Annotated in this window: 9 protein-coding genes; all 9 read left to right on the forward strand. The window is 52.7% G+C overall.

Features of this window, described 5'->3' with window-relative positions; genetic code table 11:
* The first annotated feature begins 22 nt into the window (after nucleotides 1-22).
* A complete protein-coding gene (locus tag AR688_RS04955) occupies nucleotides 23-2,305 on the forward strand; it encodes an alpha-N-acetylglucosaminidase (RefSeq protein ID WP_082694676.1) in 2,283 nt (760 codons plus the stop codon).
* Nucleotides 2,306-2,318: 13 nt separating this feature from the next.
* Nucleotides 2,319-3,395: an acyltransferase family protein gene (locus tag AR688_RS04960; RefSeq protein WP_068229915.1), complete on the forward strand. Its 1,077-nt coding sequence runs from the start codon at nucleotides 2,319-2,321 to the stop codon at nucleotides 3,393-3,395.
* A gap of 32 nt (nucleotides 3,396-3,427) precedes the next feature.
* Complete coding sequence (locus AR688_RS04965; protein ID WP_197412111.1) at nucleotides 3,428-4,318, forward strand: BadF/BadG/BcrA/BcrD ATPase family protein; 891 nt, start codon at nucleotides 3,428-3,430, stop codon at nucleotides 4,316-4,318.
* Nucleotides 4,315-5,307 (forward strand): glucosamine-6-phosphate deaminase NagB-II, encoded by a 993-nt coding sequence (gene nagB-II, locus AR688_RS04970; protein ID WP_068229920.1) that lies wholly within the window; start codon nucleotides 4,315-4,317, stop codon nucleotides 5,305-5,307. Before AR688_RS04965 ends, nagB-II begins: the two co-directional genes overlap by 4 nt.
* A 24-nt stretch (nucleotides 5,308-5,331) precedes the next feature.
* Entirely contained in the window at nucleotides 5,332-6,501 is a 1,170-nt protein-coding gene (gene nagA, locus AR688_RS04975; protein ID WP_068229923.1) for an N-acetylglucosamine-6-phosphate deacetylase, read from the forward strand.
* Nucleotides 6,498-7,811, forward strand: a complete 1,314-nt coding sequence (locus tag AR688_RS04980; protein ID WP_068229926.1) for a sugar MFS transporter — start codon at nucleotides 6,498-6,500, stop codon at nucleotides 7,809-7,811. The genes nagA and AR688_RS04980 overlap by 4 nt, the downstream gene beginning before the upstream one ends.
* A 4-nt stretch (nucleotides 7,812-7,815) precedes the next feature.
* Entirely contained in the window at nucleotides 7,816-9,291 is a 1,476-nt protein-coding gene (locus tag AR688_RS04985; RefSeq protein ID WP_068229928.1) for a phosphoesterase, read from the forward strand.
* A 161-nt stretch (nucleotides 9,292-9,452) separates the two neighbouring features.
* Complete coding sequence (locus AR688_RS04990; RefSeq protein WP_197412112.1) at nucleotides 9,453-10,577, forward strand: glycoside hydrolase family 43 protein; 1,125 nt, start codon at nucleotides 9,453-9,455, stop codon at nucleotides 10,575-10,577.
* A 46-nt stretch (nucleotides 10,578-10,623) separates the two neighbouring features.
* On the forward strand, nucleotides 10,624-11,583 hold the full coding sequence (locus AR688_RS04995; protein WP_068229933.1) for an alpha/beta hydrolase: 960 nt from the start codon (nucleotides 10,624-10,626) through the stop codon (nucleotides 11,581-11,583).
* Nucleotides 11,584-11,671: the final 88 nt, after the last annotated feature.

Below are 11,671 nucleotides of genomic sequence, written 5' to 3' on the forward strand. Positions count from 1 at the left end.
GATGATAATAAAAGGACATCCCATGCATTTATCCCCGCTAAATTTGTCTCAGTTTCGCCGCAAGGCACTGGCATCCTGCTTGTTAGCAGGTGCGCTGTTAACCGGTTGCAGCCCGGCAGTTGAACCACCGCAAACCGTAGTGGCAGAACAACCAAACAGCGCAGGCGCTGAACCGGTGCGGCAACTGTTTGAACGGGTGGCAGGCCAGGCTGTGCCGCATGTGCATTTTTCGCTGGTTAACGATGAGCAGCCAGATTGGTATCAGGTTGAGGCGCAGGGCGGCCAGCTTTATGTCAGTGCTAATGCGTTAACGGCACTAAGTTATGGTACTTATGAATATCTGCGCCAGATTGGCGCTATGTCAGTAAGCTGGGAGGGCAACCGGGTGCAGTTGCCACAGCAGTTTGCCGATTACCCGGCCGAGCGGGTTACAGCATTATTTCAGCAGCGCGCTTACTTAAATGTTTGTGCTTATGGTTATACCACGCCGTGGTGGAGCTGGGATCGCTGGGAGCAGGAACTGGACTGGATGGCATTGCACGGGGTAAATAATCCGGTAGCGATGGAAGGCCAGGAATATATCTGGCAGCAGCTGTGGCGTGAATTTGGTGTGTCAGATGAGGATCTGGCCGCTTATTTCTCTGGCCCGGCGTTTACCCCCTGGCAGCGGATGGGCAATATTGAAGGCCATGAAGGCCCGTTGCCACAGGCTTATATCGATAAAAAACATCAGTTACAAAAACAGATCCTGCAAAAGATGGCCAGCTACAACATGAAACCGGTAGTACCGGCGTTTTCCGGTTATGTGCCGGAGCAATTTGTTAAAATGTTCCCCGACGCCAGAATTATTGAAATGAAAGCCTGGAGTGGCTTTCCTAAACCCACCTACTGGCTGGACCCTGCTGATCCGCTGTTTGCCAAAGTGGCCAAACGCTTTATTGAGCTTTATAACGCCGAATATGGTGAGCAGCAGTACTACCTGATGGATGCCTTTAACGAAATGCTGCCGCCGGTATCAAGCGATAACCGCTATCAGGATCTGGCCGGTTATGGCGAGGCACTGTATCAGTCGCTGGCGCAGGTTGTACCCAACGCCACCTGGGTTATGCAGGGCTGGATGTTTGGCTCCGATCAGCATTTTTGGGATCTGGCCTCCATCGAAGCATTTTTAAGCAAGATACCTGATGACAAAATGATGATCCACGATATCGGTAATGACCGTTTCGATGTCTGGCAAAAAGCTAAAGGCTTTTACAACAAGCAGTGGGTATTTGGTTTTATCCATAACTATGGCGGCAGCAACCCGGTATATGCAGATTTTGACTACTACCGTGAAAAAGTGGCTGGTGTGTTGCAGCATGAAGATAAAGGCAACCTGACCGGTTACGGTGTTTTCCCTGAGGGGATACATGGCACATCGTCGGCATACGAGTATATGTTCGACGTGGCCTGGCAGGGGCAGGCCACCGCCACCGGCGAATGGCTGCAGCAATACCTGAATGCCCGTTATGGCAGCACCAGCCCGGCGCTACTGTCGGCCTGGAATAAGCTGTACAAAGCGGTATTCAGCACTAAATATTGGGAGCCACGCTGGTGGGAAGGCTCGGCCGGTGCTTATCTGTTATTTAAACGGCCATCTATCGAATACCTGCGTTACACCGGTGCGCCGGGCGATTTAACCATGCTGGATCAGGCATTGCAGCAGCTGGTCGCGCTGCCGGCGAAAGAGCAAAGTACGACGTTATTCCGCTATGATTTGGTCGACTTTTCCCGCCATTCGACTACCCAACATATTGATATGTTGCTGCAACATACCATGCTGGCGTATCAGCAGGGCAAAGTAGAGCAGGGCGATAATTTCCGCCGCCAGGCCGGGCAACTGATACTGGGGGTGGATGCATTGATTGGTGGCCAGCAGGAAACGCTTTACAGCTGGGTTAATGATGCCCGCGCTTATGGCGACACGCCGGAACTGGCGGCGTTTTATGAGCGCAATGCCCGCAAGCAGGTAACCAGCTGGGGCGGCAGCAGCTTAAAAGACTATGCCTCCAAAGCCTGGCAGGGTATGTACGCGCACTTTTATCTGCCGCGCTGGCAGGTGTTTTTCGATGCCCAGCGCCAGGCCGCAGCAAGCGGTAAGCCACTGGATACTGCCGCACTGGAGCAGCAATTAATTGCCTGGGAAAACGCCTGGCTGGATCAGCCGTTACCGCCTGCATCAGCAGTACCGGATGATGTGGTGTCTGCAGTAAAAGCGCTGCAGCAACTGGTGAAAGCCAGCAAAGCACCGCCGTCAAACCTTTAAGCAGGAAGGCACTATGCAATCACAACGTTTGCTGGCATTAGATTTATTCCGCGGTTTAACCATTCTGTTTATGATTATGGTTAACAGCCCTAACACCTATGGCGAGTTTTCCCATGCTTACTGGGATGGCGTTACCTTTGCCGATTTTATTTTTCCGTTCTTTCTGGTGATTGTTGGTGTGGCGGTAGCTATCGGTTTACAACCGGTAGCGCGCACCGCCCAGCAGCTAAGCGCTGCGCGGGTAAAAATTTTGCGCCGCACCCTGATCCTGTTTGGCCTTGGCATCTTCGTTAACCTGATTTACCTGAAATTTGCCGAGCTGCGCATTCTTGGCGTACTGCAACGTATTGCGCTGGTATATCTGGTGTGCTCGCTGCTGTCGATGCACTGCAGCACTAAGCGTCTGGTGCAAATCACAGTGTTTATTCTGCTGAGTTACTGGTTACTGATTTTACTGGTACCGGCTCCTGGTCTGCCTGCCGGGCAACTGGAGCGTGACGCCAACCTGATTAACTGGTTCGACAGCCAGTTTCTGCCCGGTATGTTGTGGCGCGGTAGCTGGGATCCGGAAGGCATACTCAGCACTTATCCGGCCATTGCCAGCGGTTTATTTGGCGTCATTATGGGCCGGCTGGTGCTGTTGCATAAACAACAGTTACCAACACTGGTAATGCTGCTGTTTGTGCTGGGTTTTAGCAGCTTTTTGCTCGGTTGCCTGTGGAGCTTGTGGTTTCCGCTGATTAAGCAAATCTGGAGCAGCTCTTTTGTTCTGGTAACCAGCGGTATGGCCAGCATGGTACTGGCATTACTGATTTGGTACACCGATGTACAGCAATACCGCAAGTTCAGCCATATTCCGCTGGTGTTTGGCGCCAATGCCATTGTGGCTTATGTGCTGCATGTGGCGCTGGAAAAACTGCTGGAACTGCCGGTAGCAGGTGTGTCGGTACATGGCAGTTATTTACAGTTGGCAGAGCAACTTGGCTTAAGCCGGTTTTTCAGCGCCGGGCTATGGATACTTGCCTTTCTGGCCTTGTGTTACGTGCCGGTATGGTGGATGTATCAGCGCAAAATCTTCGTAAAAATTTAATGACATCAGTAGTGCAGTCTGAGGAGATTTTAGTGCAGCAAAGCGAACCACTTTTTATCGGGGTTGATGGCGGTGGCAGCAAATGTAAAGCCCGGCTGGAAAATGCCAACGGCCAATTGCTGGCTGAAGCAATAGCAGGGCCAGCTAACCCGGCGACAGACTTTGCCCAGACAACCGACTCAATACTCAGCGCCTGTCAGCGCGTGTTGCAGCAAGCCGGTTACGCCAGTGCAATGTTAGCGCAAAGCCATGTGGTGCTGGGGCTGGCCGGGGTAAATGTACCCAGGGTACAACGGCAAATGCAAAACTGGCAGCACCCTTTTGCCAGCATGCAGGTAACTACCGACTTACATATTGCCTGCCTGGGTGCCCATGGCGGGCGCGATGGTGCCATTTTAATTACCGGCACCGGTACTGCCGCTTTTGCCACTGTTAACGCTAAGCAATGGCTATTTAGCGCGCAGGGCTTTCCGCTGGGTGATCGGGGTAGCGGTGCCTGGCTTGGCTGGCAGGGCGTGTGCGCCACGCTGGATGTGCTGGATGGCTTACAACCGGCAACGGAACTGACGCGCAGTATTTGCCGTCGTTTGGGAGTAAGCAGCAATACCGATCTGATCAGCTGCTGCATAGGTTACAAAGCAGCAGATTACGGCCAGCTGGCACCACTGGTATTGCAGCAACAGCAACAGGGCGACCCTTATGCCTGCGATATTACAGCACGGGGCCTGGGGTATATTCAGGCCTTGCTGCAACGGCTGCAACACACCGGCGCAACCCGCATTGTGATGATTGGCGGTTTAGCACTGCAGCTGGCGGCATTATTACCGGCAGCATTACAACAGCAACTTAGCCCGGTGCAGGGCTCGCCGGAAGTTGGCGCTGCTGCACTGGCCCGGCAGTATTTTCTGGAGAAAGTGATATGACATTAATGCGACAGGAAGCCAGCGAAACCTGGCAACGCATTCAACAGCAAATCGACAGTAACGGCAGCTTATACGCAGAAGTGGCAGAGCGTATTCGCAGCTTTGATCCGGCCTTTGTGTATATTGTTGGCCGTGGTACTTCTGATCATGCCGGTGTATTTGCCCGCTATCTGATTGAGGTAGAACTGGGCGTGGTGGTCGCTGCCGCAGCACCGTCGGTGGCCAGTTTATTTTCCCGTCAGCTTAAGTTACAGCGTGCGCTGGTGCTGCTTATTTCACAATCTGGCCGCAGTGAAGACATACTGGCACAAGCACGGGCCGCCAAACAAAGCGGAGCTTTGGTGGTAGCGCTGGTAAACGATATCAGCTCACCGCTGGCGGCCCTGGCCGACTATGCAGTGCCGTTACTGGCCGGGCCGGAAAAGGCTGTGGCGGCAACCAAAAGTTATTTGTGTACGCTGGCGGCGATATTACAGCTGGTGGCGCACTGGAAACAGGATGCCGCGCTGCTTGGCGCATTAACCAGCTTACCGCAAGCACTGCAAAGCGTACTGGCGCAACCAGCCCAGCTGCAACTGCCGCACCTGCAACAACTGCGGCATTGTGTGGTGTTGGGGCGGGCCTTCGGCTATGCCATCAGCCGCGAAATTGCGCTTAAAATTAAAGAAGTATGCGGTATTCAGGCTGAAGCTTTTAGCAGCGCCGAGTTTTTACACGGCCCGGTGTCGTTACTAAACCAGCCACTGACTTTGTTAAATGTGGCGCTGGAGGATGAAAGCGCTGGCGCGCATCAAACGCAAATTACCGAAGTAAAAAAACGCGGGGCTGAAGTCGTCACATTACAAATCACCTTGGCGGATATTCATCCGCGCCTGCAGCCATTATTGCTGATGCAGCGCTTTTATCTGGATATTGAAGCCATAGCGGTGGCGATGGGCAAAAACCCGGATGCCCCGGTGGGGCTGAATAAAGTGACCATTACGCTGTGAGTGTTAAATTGTGAGTGTTAGATTATGAGTTTGGCGAATAACCCTGCACAAAGCCTGTATGTAGCGCAATGCTTTGATGGCAGGCAGCAACTAAAGGATGTCAGGGTAGACTGGCAAAACGGGCGTATCAGCGCTATTCAGGCCGGGATTAAGCCCACCCAACACAGCCAGCAATTACAGGGGCTATTGTGCCCCGGTTTTTTTGACATTCAGGTAAATGGCGGCGGGGGCGTGTTATTTAACCAGCAGCCGGATATTGCCGCGCTACGCACTATCAGCCAGGCGCATCTGCAGTTTGGTACCACCGCCATGCTGCCTACGGTTATTACCGATAAATTGCAGGTAATGCAGCATGCCGCCGATGCGGTGGCGGCTTTGTTACCACAAGCCGGGCATACGATAGTGGGCATTCACTTTGAAGGGCCGCATCTTTCAACCGCCCGGCGGGGCATTCACCCGGCAGACTGTATCCGGCCATTATCGGATGCTGAGCTGGCACTGTTTTGCCGTAAAGATCTGGGTATTGTTATGGTGACGTTAGCCCCGGAAACAGTGCCGGTAGCGCAAATTCGTGCGTTATGTGCTGCGGGCGTTATCGTCAGCCTGGGCCATTCTGCCGCAACGGCAGAACAAGCGCTGGCAGCCATTGACGCCGGAGCACGCTGTTTTACCCATTTATTTAATGCTATGTCGCCGCTTACCAGCCGCGAACCCGGTATGGTGGGGGCAGCCCTGGCAAGTAATGAGGTGTATTGCGGCCTTATTCTCGATCATCTGCATGTACATCCGTTATCTGCCCGTATTGCTGCGCAATGTAAAGGTGAAGACAAACTGATCCTGGTCACCGATGCGATGGCACACACCGGCAGTGAGCTACAAAGCTTAGCCTATCAGGATACCGAAATTCGCCGCGACGGCTTAAAGCTCACGCTACCCGATGGCACGCTGGCTGGCTCGGCACTGGATATGCACGCGGCACTGCGCCATTACCACCATGATTTAGCATTACCGCTTGGCAGCGGTTTAAAAGCGCTTAGCACTAACCCTGCCGTGTTATGTGGCCTGCAGAGCGATATTGGCTATCTGCAACAGGGCGCGCTGGCCAATATGTTGCTGCTTAATGCCGATCTACAGTTACAACAGTGCTGGCTACAAGGCAGCCGGATTAATAACAATAACAGGAGAGTTGTATGACGCAGAGCAAAGCCGCAGGCAGCCTGCAACCGATTATTATTATCGGTGTGCTGTTTTTTATGTTTGGTTTTATTACCTGGCTAAACGGTGCTTTAATCCCGTTTTTACAACTGGTATGTCAGCTGGGTGAAGTAGAAGCCTTACTGATCGCCTTCAGTTTTTATATTGCCTACGTGGTAATGGCGCTGCCAATGGCACGGGTGCTGATATGGTCCGGTTATAAAAATGCCATGTCAATTGGCCTTGGCCTGATAGCGCTGGGCTGTGCACTGTTTATTCCGGCGGCGCTAAGCCAGCAGTTTGGTGTGTTTTTGCTGGCACAGTTTGTCGTGGGCTCCGGGCTTACCTTACTGCAAACTGCGTCTAACCCTTACCTGGTCAGGGTAGGGCCGGAGCAATCTGCCGCCGCGCGTATTTCGCTAATGGGCATTTTAAATAAAAGTGCCGGTGTGCTGGCACCTTTGGTATTTACCTGGCTGGTGCTGCAGGATCTGGGGCATATCACCGCTGAAAGCCTGGCCTTGCTGGATGAAACACAACGCCAGCAACAGCTGGAAATGCTGTCGCTGCAGCTGATCACGCCTTATGCCGGGATCGCTGTGGCCATTTTGCTGCTGGCAGTGGCACTGCGCTTTTCTGCCTTACCCGATTTACCAGCCGAGCCTGCGCCGGTTAGCACTGGCAAGGGCGATGCCTCGGTATGGCAGCACCGCCATCTGGTGCTGGGCGTTATTACGTTGTTTTGCTATGTCGGCGTTGAAGTCATCGCAGGTGACACCATTGGTTTGCTGGGCTCTGCACTAAAAGTACCGGGCGCCACCACGCTTACCTCTTATACGTTAGCCTTTATGGTGCTGGGTTACAGCTTAGGCTTATTGTTAGTACCGCGCTTACTGTCACAGCGCCAGGCGCTGGCCATTTCGGCCGGGCTGGGGCTGGTATTATCGCTGGCAATCTTATTATCTGATGCCGGTAGCACCGCTATTTCAGCCTTACTGTGGGGCTGGGCCGGTATTCCGTTGTTGCCTGATCCTGTCAGTTTGGTGGCGCTACTGGGGCTGGCTAATGCGCTGGTATGGCCGGCAGTATGGCCACTGGCACTGGCGGGCTTAGGTTCGCTAACTCCGAAAGGTTCAGCCTTGTTAATTATGGGTATTGCCGGTGGTGCTGTGCTGCCGCTGGTATACGGTGCCTTATCCGAGCAAACCGGGCCAATCAGTGCTTATATGGTGCTATTACCTTGTTACGCGATGATTTTGTATTACGCGCTGCATGGGTCTAAGCCCAAACAAATCGCTGCAAAGAGGTAAATTAATGAAGTTGTCCGTATGTGCATTAAGTATGAGTATGGTAATGCTGGCTGGTTGCCAGAACAGCCCTGCGCTAACCAGAGCAACCCCGGCGCTAACTGAAGCAAGCGACACCCGCCAGTGGCTGGCCGGTGATCACCATGTGCACACCCATTACAGCGTACGCTGGGATAGCAGCGTGTTTCCGCCAACCCCCATTATTGGCGGCGATGCCATCTATTCTATTCCGCTTAATGCCCAGATGGCGGCGCACCACGGCTTAAGCTGGCTGGTGATTACCGATCACGGCGGGCCAAACCGCGCCAAACTGGCGCTGGAACAAGCTTATCCGGAACTGCTGGCTTCGCGTAAAGCCCTGCCGCATATTCTGCAATTTTACGGTATGGAGTTTGATGTGCCGGGTAATAGCCCCGGTGGCCGTCATGCCACCTTTATTATGCCAAAGCAGCCAACTGAAGCGCAGCAACTGTATGAAATAGAAAGTAAATACAATGGCCGCCAGGGTATGCCGCCATCAGCAGATAAAGCCGACGATGCCTATATGCTGCTGGCATTAAAAGCCATGAATGCCTTACCAGATAAACCCTTATTGCTGGCGAATCACCCCGGCCGGCTGGCAACCGGTTTTCGTGAATACCATAAAATTACCCCAAAGCAATTACGTGACTGGCAAGACACGGCACCCGGGGTAGTTATAGGCATGAGTGGTGCCGAAGGCCATCAGGCGGCGGTATTTAACCGCGATGGCAGCCTTAAGCCAGACGGTGTCCGCGGTGAATACCCCGGTTACCCCACCATGGGCGGTTACGATCAAATGACCGCGCGTTTAGGCGGCGTCTGGGATAGCCTGCTTAGCGAAGGGCGCCAATGGTGGGTAACTGCAGTATCCGACAGCCACGGTCATTACACCGACGGCTGGGCCGATTTCTGGCCCGGTGAATACGCCAAAACCTATGTTTATGCCGATAAAACCTATGACAGTATTTTCGACAATTTAAAAGCCGGCCGTGTATTTGCCGTTACCGGCGATTTAATTGACGCCCTGTTTGTTGAAGTAGCAGTAAAAGGCTCAGATCGCAGCGCCGGTATCGGTGAAACCTTAACGGTAACACCGCAGGATGAACTGGTACTGCGGGTACGTTTTCGCGATCCGGATACCTTAAACGCCGACGGCGATAACCCGCAGGTGGCACGGGTTGATGCCATTATGGGCCAGATCAGCGGCCCGGTGGCCGACCGCAATAGCGATGAAACCAGCACGACCCGGGTATTGCAGCGCTTTTACCAGCAAGACTGGCGACAACAAAATGGTTTTAGCGTATTTGAACTGCCACTTGGCAAAGTAACGGCCGATCAGTACCTGCGCCTGCGCGGCACTAATCAGCGCGACGAGCTGGAACCTCTGCCGGATGAAAAAGGCGAAAACCCTTGGAGTGATCTGTGGTTTTACAGCAACCCGGTGTTTATCAGGGTTATGTAAGGCACAGCAAATAAGGTAAAGCTATTAAACGGATTCGTAACAGGATCAACGTTCCGTTATGCGAAAAACTTATACACACTGTTGCGTATCCAATTGTGCTTGCCTAAGGATACGCTGCAATGTTTATCGCCAAAAACACCATACACAATAGAAATCCCGTTGTGCATCTGAGTCGAGTGGTGCATCTGTGTCTGGCTATATCACTTTTGGCATCATTCGCCAGCAGTGCAAAAATAGCAGACTCTGCTGAAAGAAAAACTCCAGCTGTCGCTCCCGCAAGCTTTGACAATCCTATTATTAAATACGATACCAAAGACCCAACCAACGAGGTGGGTGATTTTATCTATACCGCAGATCCCGCCGTTATGGTGGTAGATGATACTGTTTACCTTTACACCACGCACGACGAGCAGTCAGTGGATGGCAAAGATTATCGCATGTACGACTACCGGTTATGGACCAGTACAGACATGGTCAACTGGCAAAATAAAGGCGCTGTGCTCAGGTACTCTGACTTTAAGTGGGCCAGAGGAGATCAAAAAACCGGCAACGCCTATGCCCATCATGTTATCCAGCAAAAAGATCCGTCGGGTAAGTCACGCTATTATTTTTATGCCGCCGTAGAAGGCGGCCAAACCGACGGTAAATTTGGTTTTTCGATTGGCGTAGCTGTATCAGACAGCCCACAAGGGCCCTTTACCGATCTACGCGGCATACCGATGATTTTGCTGGAAGATACCGCCAGGGATAAAGATCACAGCTGGCGTAATATCGACCCTGCCGTCTTTATTGATGATGATGGCAAAGCCTACCTGTACTGGGGAAATAAGCAGTTATGGTGGGGTGAGCTTGAGGCAGATTTAATCCATCTAAAAGGCGAAAGCTACACGCTGGATGCGGCAGGAAATATGCAAAACCGCGATACCAGCAAGGTAAAAATTCATACTGTTGATACCTTGCCTAATTTTGAAGAAGGCCCTTACCTGTCAAAGCACAACGGTATCTATTATTTAGTCTATGCGGCGGGTTTTCCGGAAAGCCTTGCTTATGCCACCAGTACATCCGCAACCGGGCCCTGGCAGTATCAGGGCATCATTATGGAACCGCTGCCTAACACTACGACGATTCACCCGGCGATGTTTGATTTTAACGGCAACACCTATCTGGCCTATCACAGCGCCGACCTGCCCGGAGGTGGCAATTACCGCAGATCAGTCTGCGTGGACAGAGTGTACTTTAATGCAGATGGCACTATTAAACCTATTGTCAGAACGTTTAAAAAATAGCGCGTTAAGCGCCCTATGCAGATGATACAAAAAGGAAACTCATTATATGCAACAGATAAAAAAACCAAGGTGTGACAGCATCCGGCTGAGCTTGCTGCTCGCCGCTTGCTTATTTACGGCGCAGGCCTTGGCGCAGGTAAACGACACCATGACACCGATCGCGCCACCTGATCAGAGCAATACGATCGACATCGGTACTGGCCCATTGCCTGGCGCTAAAACACAAGAGACATGGCATTCTCAGTATGGCAGCCGGTTTGTTCGCAACGTCACCCTTGCCACGCTGACACCCTTTTTGCCCGATCCGAAAAAGGCCAGCGGAGCTGCTGTTATCGTTGCACCCGGCGGCGGTTTTCGCACACTGTCGATGGATAACGAAGGCTGGGAGGTTGCTCAGGCCCTGGCCAATCAGGGCATTGCAGCCTTTGTGCTTAAGTATCGCTTAAATCAAACACCGGCGGACATGGCGGAATTTAAACGGGCGATGGACGAGATGTTTTCGGCAACCGGGCGCCGGCCGCCGCGGCCTGATCCGGCACAGATGAAGCTTAACCTCGCGCCGCAGCTGGAAGACTCCCGTGCAGCCTTCGCGCTTATCCGCAGCCGCGCAGTAGAGTGGAACATCGATCCGGACCGTATTGGTATGCTAGGTTTTTCTGCCGGTGCCATGCTTACTATGGCAACCACGCTGGTTGATAAAGACGTTGATAAAGAGGCTAGGCCCGCCTTTATTGGCAATATCTACGGTCCAATAGATGCGGTAGAGGTACCAGCAGATGCACCACCGCTATTCGTTGCACTGGCCGCAGACGATCCGTTCTTCGCGAATGGGGAATTCGGTCTGATTAAGAGCTGGCATGCCGCCAAAAAGCCGGTTGAGTTTCACTTTTACGAGCAGGGCGGCCACGGCTTTGGTATGTACCCCAAAGAAACCACCAGTACCGGCTGGTTTAATGCTTTTACAAGCTGGCTAACAATGCACGGGATGTTTAAGCGTAAAGAGTAAGCATCAGGCGAAGATAGGGCGAGTTTCTTGCGTTGCTGTTACGCTTACAGTTAAACCGCTACCCGGCTCCGGTATGCTTGCGTACCGG

Source organism: Rheinheimera sp. EpRS3, from assembly GCF_001513785.1.
GTDB lineage: Bacteria > Pseudomonadota > Gammaproteobacteria > Enterobacterales > Alteromonadaceae > Alishewanella.